Origin of the sequence: Paracoccus ravus, from assembly GCF_004522175.1 — a bacterium.
GTDB classification, from domain to species: Bacteria; Pseudomonadota; Alphaproteobacteria; order Rhodobacterales; family Rhodobacteraceae; genus Paracoccus; species Paracoccus ravus.
In genome coordinates this window covers 1-20,980 of record NZ_SDEB01000034.1, presented here as the reverse complement: position 1 = coordinate 20,980, position 20,980 = coordinate 1, and the positions used below count along the sequence as shown (strand labels likewise).

Annotated in this window: 20 protein-coding genes and 2 pseudogenes; 7 read left to right on the top strand and 15 right to left on the bottom strand. The window is 64.0% G+C overall.

The genetic code is table 11. The features are described 5' to 3' along the window. Window positions 1-708 precede the first annotated feature (708 nt). From ESZ60_RS18430 to hydA, 9 genes are read right to left on the bottom strand one after another with little or no spacing between them, the layout of a single operon-like run. Complete coding sequence (locus ESZ60_RS18430; RefSeq protein WP_134682169.1) at window positions 709-2,043, bottom strand: amidase; 1,335 nt, start codon at window positions 2,041-2,043, stop codon at window positions 709-711. After that, complete coding sequence (locus ESZ60_RS18425; protein WP_134682168.1) at window positions 2,036-3,436, bottom strand: amidase; 1,401 nt, start codon at window positions 3,434-3,436, stop codon at window positions 2,036-2,038. The genes ESZ60_RS18430 and ESZ60_RS18425 overlap by 8 nt, the downstream gene beginning before the upstream one ends. Further along, complete coding sequence (locus ESZ60_RS18420; RefSeq protein ID WP_245155776.1) at window positions 3,433-4,356, bottom strand: polysaccharide deacetylase family protein; 924 nt, start codon at window positions 4,354-4,356, stop codon at window positions 3,433-3,435. Before ESZ60_RS18420 ends, ESZ60_RS18425 begins: the two co-directional genes overlap by 4 nt. Continuing rightward, window positions 4,356-5,051: a cyclase family protein gene (locus ESZ60_RS18415; protein ID WP_134682167.1), complete on the bottom strand. Its 696-nt coding sequence runs from the start codon at window positions 5,049-5,051 to the stop codon at window positions 4,356-4,358. The genes ESZ60_RS18420 and ESZ60_RS18415 overlap by 1 nt, the downstream gene beginning before the upstream one ends. A gap of 11 nt (window positions 5,052-5,062) precedes the next feature. Continuing rightward, window positions 5,063-6,364: a TRAP transporter large permease gene (locus ESZ60_RS18410; RefSeq protein ID WP_134682166.1), complete on the bottom strand. Its 1,302-nt coding sequence runs from the start codon at window positions 6,362-6,364 to the stop codon at window positions 5,063-5,065. A gap of 12 nt (window positions 6,365-6,376) precedes the next feature. Next, a complete protein-coding gene (locus tag ESZ60_RS18405) occupies window positions 6,377-6,934 on the bottom strand; it encodes a TRAP transporter small permease subunit (protein WP_134682165.1) in 558 nt (185 codons plus the stop codon). Window positions 6,935-6,992: 58 nt separating this feature from the next. Next, on the bottom strand, window positions 6,993-8,024 hold the full coding sequence (locus ESZ60_RS18400) for a TRAP transporter substrate-binding protein (protein ID WP_134682164.1): 1,032 nt from the start codon (window positions 8,022-8,024) through the stop codon (window positions 6,993-6,995). A gap of 43 nt (window positions 8,025-8,067) precedes the next feature. Next, the gene (locus ESZ60_RS18395; protein ID WP_209021359.1) at window positions 8,068-8,793 is read right to left on the bottom strand and encodes a maleate cis-trans isomerase family protein; all 726 of its coding nucleotides are present in this window, start codon (window positions 8,791-8,793) and stop codon (window positions 8,068-8,070) included. Then, on the bottom strand, window positions 8,793-10,199 hold the full coding sequence (hydA, locus tag ESZ60_RS18390; RefSeq protein ID WP_134682163.1) for a dihydropyrimidinase: 1,407 nt from the start codon (window positions 10,197-10,199) through the stop codon (window positions 8,793-8,795). The genes ESZ60_RS18395 and hydA overlap by 1 nt, the downstream gene beginning before the upstream one ends. Before the next feature lie 50 nt (window positions 10,200-10,249). Here hydA and ESZ60_RS20910 point away from each other — a divergent pair, with 50 nt between their 5' ends. The 4 genes from ESZ60_RS20910 to ESZ60_RS18375 all read left to right on the top strand — a co-directional run bounded on the left by ESZ60_RS20910 (window position 10,250) and on the right by ESZ60_RS18375 (window position 12,911). Then, entirely contained in the window at window positions 10,250-10,402 is a 153-nt protein-coding gene (locus ESZ60_RS20910; protein WP_167620224.1) for a hypothetical protein, read from the top strand. Continuing rightward, window positions 10,389-11,054 carry a GntR family transcriptional regulator gene (locus tag ESZ60_RS18385; protein ID WP_167620223.1) on the top strand — a complete coding sequence of 222 codons (666 nt, stop codon included), beginning with the start codon at window positions 10,389-10,391 and terminating at the stop codon, window positions 11,052-11,054. Before ESZ60_RS20910 ends, ESZ60_RS18385 begins: the two co-directional genes overlap by 14 nt. A gap of 571 nt (window positions 11,055-11,625) precedes the next feature. Next, a protein-coding gene (locus ESZ60_RS18380) for an IS5 family transposase (protein ID WP_425331335.1) occupies window positions 11,626-12,428 on the top strand; the annotation gives its coding sequence in 2 pieces (ribosomal slippage) (window positions 11,626-11,962 and window positions 11,962-12,428; 804 coding nt in all). Between the two features lie 78 nt (window positions 12,429-12,506). After that, window positions 12,507-12,911, top strand: coding sequence for a DUF2177 family protein (locus ESZ60_RS18375; RefSeq protein WP_134682160.1), 405 nt, complete (start codon window positions 12,507-12,509; stop codon window positions 12,909-12,911). On the opposite strand, the gene ESZ60_RS18370 is transcribed toward ESZ60_RS18375, so the two are convergent. From ESZ60_RS18370 to ESZ60_RS18360, 3 genes are read right to left on the bottom strand one after another with little or no spacing between them, the layout of a single operon-like run. Further along, window positions 12,888-13,649 (bottom strand): SDR family NAD(P)-dependent oxidoreductase, encoded by a 762-nt coding sequence (locus tag ESZ60_RS18370; protein WP_134682159.1) that lies wholly within the window; start codon window positions 13,647-13,649, stop codon window positions 12,888-12,890. The genes ESZ60_RS18375 and ESZ60_RS18370 overlap by 24 nt on opposite strands. Window positions 13,650-13,652: 3 nt before the next feature. Continuing rightward, a complete protein-coding gene (locus tag ESZ60_RS18365; RefSeq protein ID WP_134682158.1) occupies window positions 13,653-14,282 on the bottom strand; it encodes a ChrR family anti-sigma-E factor in 630 nt (209 codons plus the stop codon). Next, a complete protein-coding gene (locus ESZ60_RS18360; protein WP_245155775.1) occupies window positions 14,279-14,830 on the bottom strand; it encodes a sigma-70 family RNA polymerase sigma factor in 552 nt (183 codons plus the stop codon). Before ESZ60_RS18360 ends, ESZ60_RS18365 begins: the two co-directional genes overlap by 4 nt. A gap of 205 nt (window positions 14,831-15,035) precedes the next feature. On the opposite strand from ESZ60_RS18360, the gene ESZ60_RS18355 reads away from it, so the two are divergent. The 3 genes from ESZ60_RS18355 to ESZ60_RS18345 are packed head-to-tail and all read left to right on the top strand — an operon-like array spanning window position 15,036 to window position 18,249. Beyond that, window positions 15,036-16,319 (top strand): NAD(P)/FAD-dependent oxidoreductase, encoded by a 1,284-nt coding sequence (locus ESZ60_RS18355; RefSeq protein ID WP_134682157.1) that lies wholly within the window; start codon window positions 15,036-15,038, stop codon window positions 16,317-16,319. A 47-nt stretch (window positions 16,320-16,366) separates the two neighbouring features. Further along, window positions 16,367-17,095 carry a DUF1365 domain-containing protein gene (locus ESZ60_RS18350; protein WP_134682176.1) on the top strand — a complete coding sequence of 243 codons (729 nt, stop codon included), beginning with the start codon at window positions 16,367-16,369 and terminating at the stop codon, window positions 17,093-17,095. After that, a complete protein-coding gene (locus ESZ60_RS18345) occupies window positions 17,092-18,249 on the top strand; it encodes an SAM-dependent methyltransferase (RefSeq protein ID WP_134682156.1) in 1,158 nt (385 codons plus the stop codon). Before ESZ60_RS18350 ends, ESZ60_RS18345 begins: the two co-directional genes overlap by 4 nt. Window positions 18,250-18,370: 121 nt before the next feature. On the opposite strand, the gene ESZ60_RS18340 is transcribed toward ESZ60_RS18345, so the two are convergent. The 3 genes and pseudogenes from ESZ60_RS18340 to ESZ60_RS21475 form a co-directional block, all read right to left on the bottom strand. Further along, window positions 18,371-18,817 (bottom strand): fasciclin domain-containing protein, encoded by a 447-nt coding sequence (locus tag ESZ60_RS18340; protein ID WP_425331336.1) that lies wholly within the window; start codon window positions 18,815-18,817, stop codon window positions 18,371-18,373. Between the two features lie 491 nt (window positions 18,818-19,308). Continuing rightward, window positions 19,309-20,147, bottom strand: a pseudogene (locus ESZ60_RS21930) (IS256 family transposase); the annotation flags it as partial. A gap of 670 nt (window positions 20,148-20,817) precedes the next feature. Beyond that, window positions 20,818-20,980 (bottom strand): annotated as a pseudogene (locus tag ESZ60_RS21475) (recombinase RecA); the annotation flags it as partial.

Sequence of the window (20,980 nt, the reverse complement as noted above, 5' to 3'; positions counted from 1 at the left end):
ATCCGCTGGTCGATGAAACGGCCGAGATCGACCGGCAATGCCTTGGGCCGCCGAGGGTCAGGATTCGTTGCCGTTCATAGCCAGAAGCGGACCGCCGCAGCCAACGCGACGGCAGAAAGGAAGACCTTCGGCACCTTGTCGAAACGGGGGGCGCCACGCCTGCGGCCCTTGAGCCACCGATGATCTATACGGTTGGGTTGCTTCGGACGCCTGCGATCATGATGAGGGGCGCTAGTGTGTCCGCCCCGTCCAGGGAGCAGGCTGGCAAGCCTTCGTCTTTCAGGGCAGCCCGGAGTCGGTCGGCATCACGGCCACGATCGCCGAACAGGCCCTTCGCATCGGGGCGCAATCTCGAGGCCCTGGAATAGGCCATGCGGGAATGCGGAGATCGGTTCAACGCTCGCCGCCTTTGCGAGCGGGAATATCTCGCCAGTCTGCGCTGCGCCCAACCTATATGCGGCTTTGAAAACTGAGGGGCGCGACCAACCAAACCGGCGCGCCACGGCCGCCGGCTTCTCGCCTGTCAGGGATTTCAACGCGACCTTCGCCTTGGACTCGTTCGCGTACTCCTTCCGTCTCGAGGTCTCTGACTTCCTGCGCGTCAAAGATTAGAAGCAAATCGTTGCGTCTGCCCGAGCGCGGAATGCGGGATCGCGCGTGCTGTGCAGCCCATCAACGCGTCGGCGCCAACTGCCCTTCCGCGAAATTTCACGGTGAGACGAGACTCTTCTGCATTGCGATCGCGATGAGCAATTCGTCGTCATCCGGCCTTCCCACAAGCTGGATACCGCAAGCGCGACCGTCCGCAGCCCGACCGACGGGAACCGAGATCGCAGGCAAGCCGAGGGCGTTCGCGAATGCGGTAAAGACCGCGTGGCCCCGCGGCCCGACCTCTCTGCCGTCGATCTGCTTCGGGTGACTGACGTCCTTCTCCCATGAAAATGCGGCAATGGCGGGTGTCATCAACAGGTCATGGTCCTGCATGGACAGGTGATAATCGAGGCGCATTTCCTCCAGTTCGACCATCGCCGCGGCGTAGTCGGTGGCCGAGTAACCGCGTCCCGTCTCGGCCATCCGGGATATCGCCGGGGTGGCATGCGTCGCAATGGCCGGATCATGTCGAAACATCCAGGCCGCCCCGCTGCAGGTCACCACCGGCCATATCTGGTCCAAGCGAGCGACCGCCTTGAAGTCGTCTCGGCAGGTGACGTCGTGGCCTGCCGCGATCAGCCGTTCGGCCGCGTGATCGCACAGGGCAAGGATGCCCCGATCGACCGGCTGGCCCCCGAAACGTCTTGCATAGAGGATCCGCTGCGGAGCGGGCGGGGAAGGACATGCCTTTTCCCGTAACCAGCCAAATGCCAATGCGATGTCGCGAATGTCGCGGGCGATCGGGCCAACCACCTCGAAATTGCCAAGGATCGCGGGAAAGCCGCGTCCACGCGCGATACGCCCGCCTCCCGGCTTGAGGCCGAACAGACCACCATGGGCCGCCGGTCGGCGTATCGACCCACCTCCGTCGGTCCCCAGTGCCAAAGGCCCGATCCCCGCAGCGACCGCCGCGGCGGCACCGCCGCTTGACCCGCCCGGCGTCAGCCCCGGAGCATCGGGCAGGCCAGTCGGACCAAATAGGAGGTTGTCGGTATACCCCTGCATCGTCAATTCGGGGACATTTGTCTTTGCAAAAAGAACCGCGCCCCCCTCGCGCAGTCTGGCCACGGGCAATTCGTCCTGCTCGGGCATATTCCGCGCCAGGGCCAACGATCCCCAGGTCGCCGGCAGGCCCGCCATCACCAGATTGTCCTTGATGCTGATCGGCACGCCGTCAAGGGGCGAGAGCGGCTGGCCGGCCTGCCAACGTGCCGCGCTTGCCTGCGCCATCGCAAGGCTTGCAGCATCATCGCGCGCGATCACGGCGTTGATGACAGGATTGATCGCGTCGCACCGATTCAGAACACTCTTGAGCACATCGGTCGGGGTAAACGCCGCGGCGCGATAGCCGTCGATCAGATCACAGGCCGCCAAGCGCCAAAGCTCAACCATGAAATGCCTCCTTGCCATCGGGCCAGACGTGGCAGAAACCCGCAACTTCAAGTCGCCTCGCCAGCGCCAACAAAACGTCCTCACGCCCGGGCGCAGCGATCAGTTGCAGGCCAAAGGGCAAAGCGTCCCGCAATCTGGGCGCGGGGATCGAGAGTGCCGGAAATCCGACAAGCGATATCAGAAAGGTGCAGGCAAGATAGTCGATGATGGATTCGAGCTTCTGGCCTCCGACCTCCAGCACCTCCTTCTGCGCATTGGCAAAAGGCAGGACGGCGCAGCTGGGCATCACCAGCACGTCGAAATGCTGAAAGAACCGGATGCATGCGCGCCAGATGCGGGTTCTTGCGGCTTCGGCGCTCAGGTAATCCGCAGCGGTGATGTCACGTCCCTGACGCACGTTCCAGACGAAAGACGGGGAAAGCTCGTTTGCGTGCTTCTCGACCAGCGCGCCCGAGCGGAACCAGCTTTCGGCCGCCCTCAGCGTCTTGAACGCCGCGACGCCGCCCTGCATATCGGGCGCGGTCTCGGTCGTCGCGCCAGCGACCGCTTCGAGCGCGCGGCGTGCGGTCCGGAAAGCCTCGGCAACCTCCTCGTCGACCGGGAAAGCGCCGCCCAAATCCAGGCTCGAGGCAAGCCGCAAGGGAGCCGGCAATGCCCGGTCAAGGCTCGGGCAGTCGCGTGAAACCGGGTCCAGCGCATCCCGCCCCGCAAGGACCGAGAGCATCAGTCCCGTGTCGCGGACCGATCGCGCAAATATCCCCTGTGTCGCCAATTGGCTCCATCCCAAGGCACGCTCTGGCTCGGGGATCGTGCCGGGCGTGGGGCGCAGACCGAAGACGCCGCAGAATGAGGCTGGCATCCGGACCGATCCGCCGAAATCCGTCCCTTGCGCCAGATGCACCATTCCGGTGGCGACCGCCACGGCGGAGCCGCCACTGGAACCGCCCGAGGTCCGACTTGGGTCCCAGGGGTTCCGCGTCGGCCCGCAAAGCCGGTTCTCGCAGATCGCTCCGAAGGCGAATTCGGGCGTGTTGGTCTTGCCGATGATGATCGCTCCGGCGCGGCGCAGGCGGGCCACGGACAGCGCATCATGCTCCGGCACATGCGTGGCAAACAGCGTGGAGCCCTGCGTGGTGCGCAAACCCTTGGTGGCGGTCACATCCTTGATCGCGACCGAAAGGCCATGCAAAGGGCCGGGCGCATCACCCCTCGCCCTTGCAAGATCCAGTTGCTCGGCCGTTTCCAGGGCGGCTGCGGCATCGACGGTGACAAAGGCATTCAGGCCGGGATCGAGCGTCGCAATCCGCGCCAGCGACGCCTTGGTCGCCGCGCGCGCGGAGATCTCGCCGTTGGCGATCCGGGCGACGGTCGCGCTGGCATCGTCCTGGTTCATCGGTCTTCCTGTGTCAGCCAATGGCGCGCGATGGCATCGCGCCGAGCGATCCAGACGCCTTGGTGCCGGGCGACATGATCCAGAAAGCGCTGCAATGCGCGCAGTCTTGCGGGCTTGCCGGCCAGCCGACAATGCAGCCCGACCGACATCATGCGCGGAGCGCGTTCGCCTTCGCGCCAGAGCAGGTCGAAGGTGTCGACCAGATGGTCCACCCATGCCTGACCGGTATCGAACCCCGGCGAAGAGGCGAAGCGCATGTCGTTCGTGTCGAAGCAGTAGGGAAGGATCAGATGCGCGCCACCCGGATGCTGCACGAAATACGGGGTATCGTCGTTATAGGCGTCGGAATCGTATAGAAAGCCGCCATGTTCCAGCACCAGCCTGCGCGTATTCGCACTGACGCGGCCCGTATACCAGCCGACCGGAGCCTGGCCGGTCTGCTGACGGATCGTCGCGACGGTCCTGCGGATATGCTCGGCCTCAATTTCGGGCGGCACCGCGCGATAGTCGATCCAGCGCCAGCCATGGGCCGCGACCTCGTGGCCATCGGCCATCAGGGCGGGCGCGATCTCGGGCATCCGCGCCAGCGCCTGGCCGACGGCAAAGGCCGTCAGCGGCAGGCTGCGCGCGCGAAAGAGGTCAAGGATGCGCCATAACCCGACGCGACTGCCATATTCGTAATGGGATTCCATGACCAGATTGCGCGCTTCCCGCCAGGGGTCGCACAGCATGTCCGCGTTCAGATGCTCGGCAGCCGGATCGCCGTCCAGAATGTTGCGCTCGGCCCCTTCCTCGATATTCAGGACAAAGGACAAGGCCAGACGCGCGCCGGCGGGCCAGCGCGCGCGGATGGGCGCGCGACCGCGACCGCGCAGGTCGGACAGTCGCTCGGCCATGTCCATGCGAATGGCGCTTGGCATCAGTCCTCCAAGAAGGCCAATGCGCGGACCGGAGAGCCCGATGCGCCGGTGATGCGCAAGGGAATGCCTTGGAACTGGAATTCACCCACGCCCAGCACCGCTTCCAGGTTCCACAGCCATTCGTAATGCACCATCTTGAGATCGCGGCAGATGCGATGGTTGACGAAGAGGTTTTCATCGACGCGATCCGTTGAAGGCCCCTCGACCCCATGCACGCGCGAGCCGTGCTCGTGCAGCCAATACGTCGCCGAGGCGGTGACCTGCGGGTTCATCGCGCAGATGCCGGGATCGGGCCAGTGTCGAGCATTGATTCCGGTACAGATCAGAACGATATGGCCATCGACCTTGACCCCCGCCTTTCGCGCCGCGGCTTCCATATCATCGGCGGTAATGTCGCCCCGGTCCCCGACATGGCGCAGGTCCAAGCAGACCGCCTTGCCCATGAACCAGTCGAGGGGCATCTGATCGACCGTCAGCCCGTTCGGGTCATTATGCGACAGCGCGTCGATATGGGTGCCCGAATGGTCCAGCATCCCCAGATACCAGGTATTGAAGGTCAGCAGATCATCGGCTGTGCCCTGCTTGAATTTCTTCGAGGCCTCATGGGTCGTGTGGGGAATGACGACGGGACGGGCAAGGCGGCCGAGGGCGGGAAGCCCGTCCTCCAGTGGCAGGGTCAGATCAATGATACGCATGGTTTTCTTTCCTAGTTCGACATCTGCGCGGGCAGCCAGGTGACGATGGCGGGAAACATGATCAACAGAAGCACGAACAGGATCATGAGGATGACATAGGGCAGCGCGCCAAGAGCCACGTCGCGAAACGGTCCCTTGTCCCTGCGCACGCTGTGGACGACATAGAGGTTCATCCCGACCGGAGGCGTGATCAAACCCAGTTCGCACATCAGGATGATGAAGATGCCGAACCAGATCGGATCGATGCCCGAGGCGACGACAATCGGCAATGCGACGGGAATGGTCAGCACCATCATCGACAGAACGTCCATGAACATGCCGAGAATGACGTAAAACACGATCATCGCGACCAGCAGACCCGTCGGTGACAATCCCAGCGAGGCCACCCAATCCGTGGCCGCCTGCGCGACGCCGCCCAGCGACAGCGTGACGTTCAGCATGAAGGCACCAGTCACGATCAGCAGGATCATGCCCGATGTGCGCGCGGTGTTGACAAAGCAGTGACCCAGGAACTCGAGGCTCATCCGGCCATGCAGGGTCGCGAGGACCAGCGCCGCCACCACACCCAGCGCCGCGGATTCCGTCGGCGTGGCGAAGCCGGTATAGATCGAGGCGGTGATGACGAGAAAAATGGCCAAGGGGGCAAGCAGATGGCGCAGAGAGGCCAATCGTTGCTGCCAGCTTACGACCTCCATCGCCTGTTCGCCCGCCGGAAACATCTTGGCCTCGACGATGATGTAGAGGCTGAACAGAAGCGTCAGGAGAACCCCCGGGACGATGCCCGCAATGAAGAGCCGGCTGACGGATTCCCCCGCCAATGACCCATAGATCAGCAGATTGACCGAAGGTGGGATCAGGATGCCGAGCGTCCCGCCAGCCGCCAGGGATCCCAGCGACCGGCGCATGGGATAGCCCCGACTTCCCAGCGCGGGCAATGACACCGTGGCCACCGTCGCTGCCGTCGCGACCGACGATCCCGAGGTCGCCGCAAAAAGCGCGCTGGCCCCGATATTCGAATGCAGCAACCCGCCCGGAAGCCGCCCGAGCCACAGCGCCAAGGTCTCGTACATCCGATCGGCGATGCCGCTGCGCAGCAGGATTTCCCCCAGCAGGATGAAAAGCGGCACCGCCGTCATGACGTTGTCGTTGAGGACGCCCCAGACGACCGACCCCATCGACTGGACCAGTGGCATTCCGTAGATCAGTGCCCCGCCGATGACGCCGGTGATGGTCATCACCGCGGCGACCGGCAGGCTGGCCAGCAGCAGCGCCAGCATGATCAGGAAGCCCAACGCGGCGGTCTGAATATCCATTGTCTCTTTCCTTCAGCGACGGCGTTGCAGGTCGGCCAGTTCGGCCTCGACCTCGTCCTTTTCGGCCGAGGTGCCGAAGCTGCGGTTCAGGTCTCGCAATCTGCCCGCCGAGAGATGGCCGGTGGCGATCGCCAGCGAGACCAGGCAGAGCAGCAAGAACAGCGCAAGTGATGCCAGCCAGACCGATTGCGGCCATGCCAGGGGCGTGGCCCAGGGCGTCGGCGCCGTGCTGCGATATGAGCGCGACTCTGCCAGCATCTTCCAGGCCAGCCATCCGAGCAGGCCCGCCATCGCCGCGAGGCTGACCAGCGAGAGCCAGTCGAGCCCTGCCCTCAGGGACAGGGGCAGCCGCGCATAGATCACGTCGATCCGCATATGCGCGCGCTGCGCCAGCGCCACGACAAAGGCCAGTCCGGCCCCGATGGCCAGCGTATATCCGCCAAGCTCATCCGCGCCCTCGAATGAGACGCCAAGAAATTTCCGCGACAGCACATCGGCCGTGACGAAAAGCGACAGACCCAGCATCGCACCGCCGAAAAGCCATGCCGCGATCTTCGAGATGCGATCCATACCGCTCTCCGTATCAGGGGGAAGGTCGGCCCCCGCTCATGCGGGGACCGAAGGGAGATCACAGGCCGCGCGACTTGCCCACGGTGGCGAGCCACGCATCGGAGCAGCCCGTCGTGGCGGCGTCGCAGACCTCTTTCCATGCCGGGAACGAGATCTCCTTCAGCGCCTTGTTCACCGCAGTCAGGTCGGCTTCGGTCGGCTCGACGATCTTCAGGTCGTAGCTGCGAAGACTGTCGCAGGGCGTCTGGCCGGCGTTGCAGCGCAGGGCTTCCTCGTAAAGTTCCTCCGAGCGGGTCCAGATCCGGTCGGTCAGACTCGAGAAGGCCGCGACGATCTTTTCCTGCTCCTCGGGCGACAGGCCGTTCCATCGCTTCATGTTCATGCCATAGCCGTTGAAGGCGGTGGTGAAGCCAAGCGGCATTTCGGTGGTCGACACCTCGGGCCAGCCCGCCGAATTGGCCGAGCTGGGACCCGTCAGCGCGCAATCCACGACGCCGCGCTGCAGGGCCTGCTGCACCTCTGGGAATGGCAGCGGCACTGGCGTTCCCCCGACGGCCGAGATGAAATTCGCCATGCTCTGGTCAAAGACGCGGACCTTCTTGCCCTTGAGATCGGTCAGGCTCGCCATGTCGGGCTTGCAGAACAGGATCTGCGGACCAAAGGGCCACACGCCCAGCAGTTTCGTATCGAATTGGGCGGCAAAGACCTTTTCCACCTCGGGCAGGAACAGCTCGACCGACTCGCGCGCGGATTCGTAATCGGCATTCTGCCCGACAAGATCCAGCCCCAGCGCGATCGGCGCGTCGCGCGAGATGGGGGAAAAGCGCAGAGACACAATGTCGAAGAGGCCTGCCTTGGCAATCCGCAGCCCTTCCATATCCTTGATCCCGGTGGTGTCGACCGGGCTGAGCACCGCCTTTGCGTCAAGACCGGTTTCGGCGGCGAAATTCTCGAAGAAGGGTTTCTCGAGCTCTTCGAGGATCTTGCCAGTGGCGACGGGCTGGCCGAGAACCTTGAACTGAAGCGTTTCGGCAATCGAGGGGCTTGCGCAGGCTAGGCAGAGCGCCGCGGTCATCAAGAGGCGTTGCATCACGTTCTCCGTGTTGGTGTGCGGGGGAGGAGGGAGTGCCGCTTTACGCGGTCGTTTTCTGTCGGAAGAGCGCGCCCTGCCCCGGAATGATCGCGGGATCGGCGCCGGCAAGCACAAGGGCATGCCACAGGGTCAATGTGGTCGAATCGATAATGGGAAGTCCCAACTCATCCTCGAGCCCGGGGGCAATCCCGACACCGTTGAAATTGGTGCAGAAGATGCTGATGGCTTCCGGAGCAGAGGCGGCGACGCGACGGACCATGGCAGCAATGATCTCGGGTCCGTAGGTCGAGAATGAGAAGTTCCCGGGATCTTCCAGATGCGCCTCGGCGGTGCAGTCGAAACCCTCGGCGGCAAAGGTCTGAATGATGCGCGTCTGGATGTCCGAGAGATAGGGGGTGACAAGGCCGAAGCGCCGCGTATCGAGATGGCGGAACGCCTCGATCTGCGCGAGGGTCGAGGTCGTCGCCGGACAGCCGGTGCGGCGGGTGATCTCGCTGCACAGCCTGCGATCATGCTCGATGCCCATCCAGCCTCCGGAGGTGCCACACCAGGCGATCACGTCCGGCCTGCAATCGGCAAGGCTTTCGGCAGCGGCCAATTGGGGCGCAAGGCTGAACTGTCCGAGCGCATCGTCGTCCATGCCGATCTTGAGGACGGTGAAACGGGCAAAATGGGCCGTGACCCCCGGAACGTCACGCAAGAGGCGATAGGTCTCGGGTTCCAGCACGGTGTTCGACGAGGGTGTGATCAGTCCGATGCGGATCATTATTGCCAAGCTCTCTGGTCAGGTTGGCCGCATGCGATGACGCCGCCGCAATATTCGGCCAAGCTGTTCTCATGCAGCAGGAATTCGCCCCGCAAAAAGCTCGCGACGGGCCAGCCGGTGACCTCGAACCCCTCCCACGGAGTATAATCAGCGCCGTGATGCAGGTCGGATTGCGAGATCGTCCGGGTCAGTTCGGGATTCCACAGCACGATATCGGCGTCAGATCCGACCGCGATCATCCCCTTGCGTGGCGCAAGGCCGTAAAGGCGTGCGTGGTTGGTCGCCGTGATCGCGGCAAATCTCGACAGGCTGATGCGCCCCTTGACCACCCCTTCCGAGAACAGGATGGGCAGACGGGTCTCGATCGCGGGAATGCCATTCGGGATATTGCGGAAACTGGCGCGAGCGCCGGGACGGTCCTTGCCTGCGGCATCGGCGAAACGGAAGGGGCAATGATCGGATGAGAACAGATCGAAGTCTCCCTGCTCGATTCCGGCCCAGCATTCAGCTTGTGCCGCCCTGTCGCGGGGCGGGGGCGAGCAGACAAATTTCGCGCCCTCGAAACCCGCGCGATCCAGATCATCGGCGGTCAGCGTCAGGTATTGCGGGCAGGTCTCGGCGTGAACAATCTGGCCGCGCTGGCGCGCGCGCCGGATTTCGTCCAGCGCCTCGCCATTCGAGACATGCACGATGGTCAGCGGCACACCCGCGATCTGGGCAAGGGACAATGCGCGGTGGGTTGCCTCGCGTTCGACGGGAACCGGTCGCGTGCGGGCATGCATCGCGGGTCCGGCCCTGCCCGCGCGCTCTGCCTCGTCGCGAAGGTATTCGATCGCATCCTCGTTCTCGGCATGGACCATGACGGCCGCGCCCAAGTCCTTCGCGACTTTCAGGACCTCAAGGATCTGGCGGTCGCTCAAGGCCATGTCCGCATAGGTCATGAAAATCTTGAAGCTGGTAAAGCCCGCGGCATGCAGGGCAGGCAGATCCTGCCCGAGCGTGACCGGATCCGTGCGATGGACAATCAGATGGATCGCCACATCGAGATGACACTTGCCACGCGCCTTTCCGACGTAATCCGCCACGGCCTCACGCAGGGTTGCGTCCCCCACGGGCAAGCAGAAGGGCATGACGGTCGTGTTTCCGCCAAAGGCCGCGGCGCGCGTGGCGCTGTCGAAATCATCCGCCATCTCGACATCGGGACCAGAGGGTTGCGAGATGTGGACATGGCTGTCGATGCCGCCGGGCATGGCGATCAGACCCTTTGCGTCGATGATCTCAGCACCCTCGGCCGAAAGGGAAATCCCCAGCGCGGCTATCCGGCCGTCGGCGATACCGATGTCCTGAATGCGCGCATCGTCCCCTGTGACGACGGTTGCGCCGCGAATGATCCTGTCCAAATGCATCTGCATCTCCTTTGATGAACTTGGTATGCAATCTGCTCAGAAGCGTCACCATGGACGAGAGGATTATCCGCTATTTTGCCTATTATTTCGCCACATTGCTCTCTGGCTATGGCAGCGCTGCTCAAGTCTTGGCAGCTTCCGATTCAATGCAGTATTTCTGGGACACCTTCGGAACGCGGCTGGAATACTATGGAAAATACTGATAAAAATGAAAATAGACCTCCGAGAGCCGAAGATATCGCCCGCGGCCTGCGGGACAGAATCATCCGCGGCGAACTTGTGGCAGGTCAGCGGCTGGTGGAACGCGACATTGCAGAATGGTATGCAATCTCTCGAACCCCCATCCGTGAGGCGATCAAGATTCTCGCTGCCGAGGGTCTGGTCGTCCTGCGCCCAAATCGGGGGGCCGAGATTGCCAGTTTCGACCGCGAAACGGCCAGTAACCTGTTCAAGGTCATCGCCGAGCTGGAGGCCCTGGCCGCTCGCGAATTTGCCGAGCGCATGACGAGCAGCCAGTTCAATGAGCTGGAAAGCCGCCACGACCTGATGCTTCGTCATTTCCAGCGCCGAGAACTGGAAAGTTATTTCTTCGTCAACAGTTCGATCCACGATCTGATCATTCGCGAATGCGGCAATCCGATTCTTTGCGAGGCGCATGAGAGATTGATGATGCGGGCAAGGCTGGGGCGGCACATGGCTCTGCTCGACGAGGCCCGTTGGCGCGAGGCAGTCGATGAGCACGAGCAATTGATGACTGCGCTGCGCCGTCATGACAGTGCAGCGGCGGCAGGGATCTGGCGCCGCCACCTGCTGAATTCGGGGCGCGCATTGGCACATTTCGTGGAACCAAGATAGCGAAGAGGGTCGCGCGCCCCCTTTGATCGAGAAGCGACGCGCGACGTCGCCGCGCCTCTGGTTGCAAATGCCCGTCGCGAGACACCAAAGCGTAGACTTCGGGCATCTCTTTCCCTGCAAAAAGGGGGGTGGGAGGTCGTAATTTGCGACCGCACGCAGGCCCCAAGACGACGAGCGAAATCGCCCAATGCCGCCGGCATGGGATTCCGGGGTCATGTGGAGAATCACAGCAATTTTTATCGCGCGACCATAGTGTCCCACTCACGGCCACGAGCAAAACATCCGCCCACAGTGAGATGCCCGTGTCGGGCGGCGGAGAGAGGCAAGATGGGGGCCGCATGCCGTCACCTTTGCCGAAGCGTCCGATCAAGTTCGTCCTTGGCGTCGCGCCTCCTCGATGTCCGGCTGTGGCCGAGGACATCAGTTTGCCGGACAACCGACTCACGCCTGCTGCCTCGCGACTCGCTCGGCTTCCCGGATGCGACTTGCGCTCGCTCCGGCCTGACCTGCGCATTAAGAGGGCGTTTCAAAACCACTTGCAGGCGGATTCGTCCAGTTAGATTAGCGGTTTATGTATGCCACGCTTGTCTCTGACGGCCTTTGGGCCCTGATCGAACCTTTGTTGCCATCCACGTGTCTGTCCGCGAAAGGCGGGCGGCCTCGAATCTCCGACCGGGCCGCTCTGGCCGGGATCATGTTTGTCCTGCAGAGCGGCATCCCTTGGCGGATGTTGCCAGCAGCATTGGGCTGTGGCTCAGGCGTGACCTGTTGGCGAAAGCTCAGGGATTGGCAGTTGGCCGGTGTCTGGGATCAGTTGCATCAGGACTTGCTTCGCCAGCTGCATCGCGCCGGTCATCTCGACTGGACCCGGGCCTGCATGGACAGCGCGTCCGTCGCGGCGAAAAGGGGGGCGAAGTCACCGGCCCTAACCCCACCGATCGCGGGCGGCCTGGCACGAAGCGCCACATCGTCACCGACCGCCGCGGCATTCCCCTGACGGGGCGCCTCAGCGGTGCCAGCGTCCATGACAGCTGGATGATCGAGCCCTTGCTCGACGCCATTCCTCCCATTCATGGCAAGCGTGGCAGGCCGCGCCATCGGGCCGGCAAGCTGCATGCCGACAAGGGGTATGACTATCCCCGTTGCCGCAGGGCTTGCACCAAACGCGGGATCAAGCATAGGAACGCACGGAAAGGCATCGAGAGCAGCAGTCGTCTCGGAAAGCATCGCTGGGTCGTCGAGCGCACATTCGCCTGGCTCTCCAAATTCCGACGCCTCGCGGTCAGATACGAGCGCAGGGCCGACATTCACCTCGCCTTCACCATCTTGGCCTGCGCCATCATCTGCTTTCGAGCGCTGACAACATGGTTTTGAAACCAGCTCTAAGTGATCCGGCCGGGTCGCCGCGCCGTATGCTCTTGCGTCGGATCTTTACCAAGGTGATGCGAGGCAATGCTTCAGGTGACGCTTCTTTATCTGGTCACGGCGGGGATATTCCTCGGCCTGGACATGATCGGCATCCGCTGGCTGATCCGGCCTGTCTTCGAGCGTCATATCGGAGACTTGCTCGTCCATCCCCTGCGGCTGGGGCCGGCGGCCCTGTTCTACCTCGCCTATGTCGCGGGGCTGCTCTGGCTGGTGTCCTGGCCAGCGCTCAGGGCCGGAGAGCCTATGCAAGCGCTCATCGGCGGCATGGTCCTGGGGTTCTTATGCTACGGCACCTATGAAATGACCAATCTTGCCACCCTGGTCGCCTGGTCCTGGGAGCAGGTGCTCATCGACGGCATCTGGGGAACCGTGCTGACCGGTTTCGCGGCCTGGGCGGGCGTCGCGCTATTGACCGGGCGCATGGCCTGAGCCCTGCGCCATCCGCCGCGTCACGCGCAGCGAAATCGAATAGGGCATCAGGCGCAAGAGTTTCATCGCCAGGGTGAAGCGGCGGGGGAAATGGATCTCGAAGCCGCGCTTCGCCATACCGCGAAGCACGGCAGCCGCGGCCTCGTCGGGCGAAATGATTGCGGGCATCGCGAAGCGGTTCTTCGCGGTCAGGCGGGTCCGGACGAAACCGGGGCTGACCAGCCGCACATCCACCTGCGGCGCCAGTTCCGCCGCGAGGCTTTCGGCCAGATTGGCGATCGCGGCCTTGCTTGCCGAATAGGGCTGCCCTCCCGGCAGGCCCAGATAGCCCGCCACGGATCCGAAAAGCACCAATTGCCCGCCTTCGCGCAGAAGCGGCGGGCAAAGCCGCGCGACCGCCAGCATGCCCAGGAAGTTGACCCGCAGCACCTCTTCGGCCTGCCGGGGATCCAGATCGGCCACACGCCCCGGATCGTAAAGCGCCGCGGTGCAGATCACCGCGTCCAAGGGCGGCTCACGGGCAAGGCCCGCCGCCGCCTCGGCCAGGCTGTCGGGCCGCGCGAGGTCAAGGGGTATGCAACGTGCATCCCTGCATCTTTGTGCCAGCGCGGCCAGTCCATCGCGGTCCCGTGCCGACAGGATCAGCCGCGCGCCGCGCCCGGCCAACGCAAGGGCGAGCGCCGCACCGATCCCCGCGCTGGCACCGATGATCCAGATGCGGCTCCCGGCGAAATCCATGCCTCAGATCCGGAAAAGCGGCTGCAGCAGGCGCGGCAGGAAGGCGTGAAATCGCAGCGGCGCATCGGTCGCCGCCAGACAGATGCACGGCATGCCCGGCCCGGCGACGGGCTGGTGGTCGATCGCGTCATGGGCGGTCTCGACATCGCCGCGATGAAAGGCCCCGGCATTGTCGGAAAAGCTGCCCTGCAACACGAGTGTCAGTTCAAGCCCGCCATGGCCATGCTCGGGCACGGCTTTGCCCGGCGGGATGTAGAGAAGGCGCAGCGAACCTTCGGCATCCGCCGCGAGGATCTGCTGGCGGATCCCACCCCCCAGCATGCGCCAGCGCGGCGGCTGACCGCCGAGGCAGGCCATGACCGGCGCAGGGAACACAGCCGAGCCGCGCGGGACCGCGGGTACAGGCCCGTCCATCGCGGCGAGAATGCGCGCGCGCGCGCCTTCATGCAGCGCGGCTCCGGCGAGTTCGCGCAGCAATGCGCCGCCCATCATGTCGCGGCTTTCGGCCCAGGCGCGGCACGCGTCGCAAAGCGACAGATGCGCGGCCACGACCACGCCAAAGGCATGGGGCAGACTGCCCGCGTGATAGGCTTCGAGAACATCATCGGGAATATGATGGCGGATCTGGCTCATGGGGCGATCCTCCTCAGCTCATGTCTGAGGCGGTCGAGGCCAAGCCGGATGCGGGACTTGATCGTGCCCAAGGGCAGGCCCGTCACCTCGCTGATGCGGCTATGGGGGATATCGTCGAAATAGGCGGCGCGCAGGGCCTCGGCTTGCTCTGGAGCAAGGCGGGACAGCGCCTCGGACAGGTGGCGGGCCTCTTCCTGCAAGGCAAGGATCTGCATCGCGTCGGGTTCAAGGCTGTCCAGCTCGGGCATGGCTTCGGGCTGCGCCAGGGGACGGCGGCGCATCATGTCGATGCGGCGGTTGCGCGCGATGCCATAGATCCAGGCGGCGGCATCGGCGCGGTGCGGGTCGAATTGCGCGGCCTTGTGCCAGACGGACAGCATCACCTCCTGCACCACATCCTCGGCGCTGCCGTCGCGCATGCCGCCGCGGATCAGCATGTATTTGAGCCGGGGACCGAAATAATCGAACAGGCGACCAAATGCGGCGCGGTCGCGCTGATCGCGCACGGCGATCAGATCGCGCGTCTGCTCGGCGATATCGTCCCGCACCGGCTGCTCCACCCTCTCCGGCCCCGCGGGCAAGGCGGGCGCGGTCTCGATCTTATGAACTGATCCGGCGGGCGCAATCGCTGTTTCCATGCTGCGATTACGGCCGGGGCGGATCAGCGGATCACAAGCCGCGAAAATTTTTTCGCCCAAGTGATCCGGTCGGGCCATCCTGGCGTAGGAAAGACGTTGCGAGCACGGAGTTTCGATGCCCTTCGACCTGACCCGAGAAGCGCCCCGGCGCATCGCCATCGTCGGCGGTGGCATTTCCGGCCTGGCCTCGGCCTGGCTCTTGTCGCGCCACCATCACGTCACGCTTTGCGAGGCAGCACCGCGCCTTGGCGGCCATGCCCGCACCGTGTGCGCCGGAAAGCGCGGCGATCAGGCGGTCGATACGGGCTTCATCGTCTTCAATCATGTAACCTATCCGCATCTCTCCGGACTGTTTCGCGATCTCGACGTGCCGGTCGCGAAGAGCGACATGAGCTTCGGGGTCTCGCTCGAGGCCGGGCGCATCGAATATGCCCTGCGCTCGGGCAATGCGCTGTTCGGCCAGAGGCGCAATCTGATCGATCCGCGTTTTTACCTGATGATCCGCGATATCCTGCGCTTCAATGCCGGCGCCGAGGCGGCGGTGGCGGCGTCTCCCGACCTCTCGATCGCCGGGTTGATCGAGACGATGGGCTTGGGCGCGCGTTTCCGGGATCACTATCTTTTCCCGTTTTGCGGGGCCATCTGGTCCACGCCGGATTTCGACATCGCGGCCTTTCCGGCGCGTCTGCTGGTGCGCTTCATGCGCAATCACGGGCTGTTGTCCCGGGCAGAACATCACCAATGGTGGACGGTTCAGGGCGGCTCGGCAGCCTATGTCGAGCGGCTAGAGGCCGCCTTGCGAAAGGCCGGAACAGACCTGCGCCTGGGCGCGCCTGTCCGGGCGGTGACGCGCAGCCAGGGCAGGATCGTCCTGCGCTGCGAAGGGGCCGAGCCAGAGGCCTATGATCACGTCATTCTCGCCACCCATGCAGATCAGGCTCTGGCGCTGCTTGCCGATGCCGACGGAGACGAACGAGCGGCGCTGTCCGGCATCCGCTTCCAGACCAACCGCGCCGTCCTGCATGCGGATCCTACGGTCATGCCCCTTCGTCGGCGCTGCTGGAGTTCCTGGGTCAGCCGAGGGGATGCAGGCCATTCGGGCGTCGGCGTCAGCTACTGGATGAACCGGCTGCAGAACATCCCAGAAGAGGATCCGCTTTTCGTGACATTGAATCCCCACCCCCGCATCGACCCGCGCCTTGTCTATGACGAGACGAGTTTTCGCCATCCGGTCTTTGATCTGGCAGCGGTCGAGGCCCAAGCCCGGATTGCCGCCATGCAAGGCAGACAAAATACCTGGTTCGCCGGTGCCTGGCTGCGCAACGGCTTCCACGAGGACGGATTTGCCAGCGCCCTGCGCATCGCGCGACGCCTGCTTCCGACGCGCGTGCCACGGTGACGCTGGCGGCGCGACTGGCTGCGGGCGAGGTGCTGGCGCTGCGCGCAATGGTCATCCATGCCCGGCGCGGCGGGTTGCACCACGCCTTTCGGGCGCAGGTCGATCATGTGCTTCTGGCACCTGAATCCTGTCGCCCCCCGCCTTTGATGGGGCATAATCGCTTCAATCTGATCGCGCTTCACGACAGCGACCATGGCGGCCCCCGAGGCGCGGGCACCGGTGCCCGCTGGGCGCGGACGCAATTCGCGACGCTGGGCATTCCGTCCGCTGCGGATCAGACCGTCGCGCTGCTGACGCAGCCGCGCTTTCTGGGCTTCTGGTTCAACCCCGTCAGCTTTTGGCTGCTGATCGAGGGCGACACGCTGCGCGCCGTGATCGCCGAGGTCAACAATACCTTCGGCCAGCGCCATTCCTATCTTCTGGCCGAGCCCAGCCTTGCCCCGATCACGGCCGGGACGCGGCTGCGGGCGCGCAAGGTCTTTCACGTCTCGCCTTTTCAGGATGTCGCGGGCGAATATGTCTTTGCCTTTGCCCTGCAGCGTGACCGCCTTGCCATCCGCATTCTGCATGACCTTCCGGGCGGTGGTCTGGATGCCGCACTGAGCGGGAGATTCGAGTCGCTCGGCCCGCGCCGGATTCTCGCAAGCGCGCTGCGCCGCCCGGGTGGCGCTCTACGGGTCATCGCGAAAATCTACTGGCACGCCCTGCGGTTGAAGCTGAAAGGGGCCGCCTACCGCAGTCTGCCCGCCCCGCCCGATAAGGATATGAGCCGATGAGCCTTGCGACACGCGCCCTGCGGTCCCGCTTTCTTGCCGCCCTCGAAGGCATCGGCGACGGGCGGTTGACCCTCATCACGCCCGAGGGCAACCGCCATAGCTTTGGACAAGGCGGGTCGGATGCCGAATTGCAGATCCGCGACTGGCGGCTCCTGCAGCGCCTTGCCTTGCGCGGAGATGTGGGGCTGGGCGAGGGCTGGATCGCGGGCGACTGGCACAGCGAAACGCTGGAAGGCGTGCTGACATGGGCGCTGCGCAACCTTGGCGGCCTTGCGGATTGGGGCCAGCCCGCGCGATTGCAGGGCTGGCACATGCGCCTCATCGACCGGATCGCGCGGATGAACAGCCTGCGCGGATCGGCCCGCAATATCCGCGCGCATTACGATGTGGGCAACGAGTTCTACCAATGCTGGCTCGATCCCGGCATGACCTATTCCTCGGCCTTGTTCGGCCCCGGCGATGATCTTGAGCAGGCCCAGGCGCGCAAGAACGACCGCATCCTGTCACGCCTCGCGCCGGGCGAGCGGCTCCTGGAGATCGGTTGCGGCTGGGGCGGCTTCGCCGAGGCCGCGGCCGAGCGCGGCCATCGCGTGACGGCCATCACGCTTTCGCCGTCGCAACAGGGCTATGCCGACGCCCGGCTCGACGGTCGCGCCGAGATCCGGCTTCAGGACTATCGCCAGGTATCGGGTTGCTTCGACAATATCGTTTCCATCGAGATGATCGAGGCGGTGGGCGAACGGTACTGGCCCGGCTATTTCGCGACGATCAAGAAGCGTCTCGCGCCCGAGGGTCGGGCCGTGCTGCAGGCAATCACCGTGCCCGATGCGGAATTCTCGGTCTATCGCCGTCGGTCGGATTTCATCCGCCAGCATGTATTTCCGGGCGGCATGCTGCCCTGCGACGCCGCCATTGCGGATCAGGCGATGCGATCCGGGCTGCGGGTGCTGGAAAGCCAAGCCTTTGGCGCAGATTATGCCCGCACCTGTCGGATCTGGTCCGAGCGGTTGAAACACGCCCAAGCCCGGATCCAGCGGCTGGGCTATGGCGAAAGCTTTTTGCGGGGCTGGCAGTTCTATCTTGAGGGCTGTGCCGCCGCCTTCGCCACCGGCCGCTGCGATGTGGTGCAGGTCGAACTGGCCCATGCGGGATAGACCCGATCGGACCTGCGCCGCTGCGCGCATTCGCGCGCCAGATAGGGACCACCTCGCCCTTTCACAGAAAACGGTCCCGAGGGTGATCGCCCCGGGACCGTGTCCTGTGATGCAGCCCTGATCAGTTCGCGGGCGGCATGATCACCTTGTCGATGACATGGATCACGCCATTCGAGGCAGCAATATCGGCTTGGGTGATATTGGCGTCATTGACCATGGCCCCGGCCCCGAGCGCGATTTTCACGCTGCCGCCCTGCACGGTCTGCGCGGTCATGCCGTCCTTCAGATCCGAGGACATGACCGAGCCCGGCACGACATGATATGTGAGGATCGAGACCAGCTGATCCTTGTTCTCGGGTTTCAGCAGCGTATCGACAGTGCCCGCGGGAAGCGCGGCGAAGGCGGCATCGGTCGGTGCAAAGACGGTGAAGGGTCCCTCTCCCTTGAGGGTCTCGACCAGCCCGGCCGCCTGAACAGCCGCGACCAGTGTCGAGAAATTTCCTGCCCCGACGGCGGTATCGACGATGTCGGGCTTGCCGCTTTCGGCCATCGCGCAGCCTCCCATCATGACTGCCGCGGTGCTCGCGATCAGAATTTTGCGCAGCATTCCGGTCCTCCTCATTTTGATGCTGAACTTGTCTGCAAGGGTTACCGAACCCTTGAAACGCCTTACGCGGCACAGAAGCGCGCGGATCAATCGGACCGATCAGGAAAACGTGAGCCCGCGCGGCAAGCGGGAAAACCAAGAGGCGCGGCGTCCGCCGCCCTGTACGGGCCGTCCAGCGGGCCGACGCTGAAGCCGCATGGATCGTCATCAGGGTCGTTCACGACCCGCGGCATATCCTTTTCTCTGACGAGAGTTGACGGCGCGTGAAGCTCCGCCTTGAAATGCCATCGACCAGATTACGCCTATTATTCGTTCGAAATGGCAGGTCGCGACACGGACGCCGGATTGCTCGAGCTATGTATCGCCAATCCGGCCTTGAGCAATCTGACCCGATCCGGGCTGATATTTCCCAGCCGCAGCCATTCATAGGAGAGGCTGACATAGAGCGCGCCCGTCTTGATCGACTTGCGGATGACCCGGTTCAGACTCTCAATGGCATTGGTCGTGTAGATGATCTTGCGGATCGCCGGATCGAAGCCAAAGAACGGGATCACCTCCTGCCATGCCCGGCGCCAAGCCGGGGCGATCGAGGCGTATTTCCCCGCCCATTTCTCTTCGAAGGCATCGAGTTCGACCTCGGCCCTGTCGGCGGTCGGGGCGCTGTAAATCCGGCGCAGATCGGCGGCCACGGCCTTGCGGTCCTTCCAGGAGCAGAAGTTCAGGCGATGGCGAACCAGATGCAGTGAGCCAGCGAAGGCGCCATCGGTCCGAGCCCGCTGGCGAACGCAGGTCTGGACCATGGTCTCGGGAAAGGCGGCGGTGATGGCCTCAGGGAAGCCGTTCAGCCCATCGACGACCGCGATCAGGATGTCCTGCAGCCCTCGGTTCTTCAGTTCGTTCATCACCGAAAGCCAGAACTTGGCGCCGTGGTCGGGCAAAACGGTCCCCCGGACTGTTTTCTGTTCCTCATCACTCCATACCGTCGATCCGGGTCTGGCCTTTCTTCACCAGCTCCGGCTCGAAGCTGCTGTCGCTCACGGGGCACAGCCACCGGAAGTTCGCCGTCTTGACCCTTCAGAACCTTCACTGACGTGCAATTCCGCCGGTTCGCCTGGCCCGGCGGGGCTTCCTTGCCCTCCTCATAGCCCAGATGCGCGGTCAGTTCGGCGCCCAGCATCCGTTCCATAAGCCGGATTTTCAGCTCCTTCATCAGCCCGGCATCGCCGAGCAGATCCTCAGGGCGCTCAACACCCTTCAGCAGTTCGTCGAGGAGTTCCTTGGAGATCGTCATGCATGCTTCCTTTCGGTGAAGCATGGACCGGATCAGTCATACACAGAAGATCGGACGCTCTCCCGTCGCCTCGATCACCACCTCGTCAGCCTTCAGTTGCCTGTCAAACCCTCCAGGGCGGTGGTCATAACGCCCCCACGCTCGCGTCGGATTGCGCCGTTCTCCCAAGCACCACCTCCCAAAAATAAGGGGGATGTCCATGCCGGTCACGCGCCGTATCTGCGCCTCCCTTGCCGGGGATAAAAGCGGAAGCGGCGGGCGACCCGGCAACTCCGAATGTGCGCACTCGAGCAAACGGGCGAGTCGAAAAGGCGGCCAGTGCCTCCCACAACCTCACGGCTCATCTTAGAAGTTGCCTGCACCTTCTCCCGAGTGCTCGTAGCATACGCTCTGTTCCGAAAGTCGGAGCCGAAGACCGGCATCGGGATCTGCAGACCAGTTTCCAATGCGATCGAGCGTGCGAAGCAGGAATTCCGGCATAAAGACATATACCATGCTGCCGAGCGTCGAATTCGTGCCATCGCGGCCTGACGGAGCCAGGTTCCCTTACCCAGCGGTGCAGGGGAAACCCCACCTCATTCGCGACACGACTTGCCGCACCGCTGCACCCGATGCGGGCGGGTCCGGTTCGGCATGATCGCCGCGGCGCGGGCCGCGGCGACGGGCCGGCTCAATCCTCGCTCAGGACGTCCTCGCCGTCTTCGGTGGCACCAAAATCGAGGCCGTGGCTCGCGCGGATGCGATCCTCGATCGCATGGGAGATTTCGGGATTGTCGCGCAGGAATTGCTTGGCATTCTCGCGGCCCTGACCGATGCGCTCGTCGCCATAGGAA

Excerpts from the sequence above, each read along its gene's own strand:
- ESZ60_RS18375 (WP_134682160.1), top strand. The coding sequence starts at position 12,507 with ATGCTTCAGGTGACGCTTCTTTATCTGGTCACGGCGGGGATATTCCTC.
- ESZ60_RS18415 (WP_134682167.1), bottom strand. The coding sequence starts at position 5,051 with ATGCGTATCATTGATCTGACCCTGCCACTGGAGGACGGGCTTCCCGCC.
- ESZ60_RS18385 (WP_167620223.1), top strand. The coding sequence starts at position 10,389 with ATGGAAAATACTGATAAAAATGAAAATAGACCTCCGAGAGCCGAAGAT.
- ESZ60_RS20910 (WP_167620224.1), top strand. The coding sequence starts at position 10,250 with ATGGACGAGAGGATTATCCGCTATTTTGCCTATTATTTCGCCACATTG.
- ESZ60_RS18395 (WP_209021359.1), bottom strand. The coding sequence starts at position 8,793 with ATGATCCGCATCGGACTGATCACACCCTCGTCGAACACCGTGCTGGAA.
- ESZ60_RS18425 (WP_134682168.1), bottom strand. The coding sequence starts at position 3,436 with ATGAACCAGGACGATGCCAGCGCGACCGTCGCCCGGATCGCCAACGGC.
- ESZ60_RS18355 (WP_134682157.1), top strand. The coding sequence starts at position 15,036 with ATGCCCTTCGACCTGACCCGAGAAGCGCCCCGGCGCATCGCCATCGTC.
- ESZ60_RS18410 (WP_134682166.1), bottom strand. The coding sequence starts at position 6,364 with ATGGATATTCAGACCGCCGCGTTGGGCTTCCTGATCATGCTGGCGCTG.
- ESZ60_RS18430 (WP_134682169.1), bottom strand. The coding sequence starts at position 2,043 with ATGGTTGAGCTTTGGCGCTTGGCGGCCTGTGATCTGATCGACGGCTAT.
- hydA (WP_134682163.1), bottom strand. The coding sequence starts at position 10,199 with ATGCATTTGGACAGGATCATTCGCGGCGCAACCGTCGTCACAGGGGAC.
- ESZ60_RS18345 (WP_134682156.1), top strand. The coding sequence starts at position 17,092 with ATGAGCCTTGCGACACGCGCCCTGCGGTCCCGCTTTCTTGCCGCCCTC.
- ESZ60_RS18365 (WP_134682158.1), bottom strand. The coding sequence starts at position 14,282 with ATGAGCCAGATCCGCCATCATATTCCCGATGATGTTCTCGAAGCCTAT.
- ESZ60_RS18370 (WP_134682159.1), bottom strand. The coding sequence starts at position 13,649 with ATGGATTTCGCCGGGAGCCGCATCTGGATCATCGGTGCCAGCGCGGGG.
- ESZ60_RS18340 (WP_425331336.1), bottom strand. The coding sequence starts at position 18,817 with ATGATGGGAGGCTGCGCGATGGCCGAAAGCGGCAAGCCCGACATCGTC.
- ESZ60_RS18420 (WP_245155776.1), bottom strand. The coding sequence starts at position 4,356 with ATGCCAAGCGCCATTCGCATGGACATGGCCGAGCGACTGTCCGACCTG.
- ESZ60_RS18400 (WP_134682164.1), bottom strand. The coding sequence starts at position 8,024 with ATGCAACGCCTCTTGATGACCGCGGCGCTCTGCCTAGCCTGCGCAAGC.
- ESZ60_RS18350 (WP_134682176.1), top strand. The coding sequence starts at position 16,367 with ATGGTCATCCATGCCCGGCGCGGCGGGTTGCACCACGCCTTTCGGGCG.
- ESZ60_RS18405 (WP_134682165.1), bottom strand. The coding sequence starts at position 6,934 with ATGGATCGCATCTCGAAGATCGCGGCATGGCTTTTCGGCGGTGCGATG.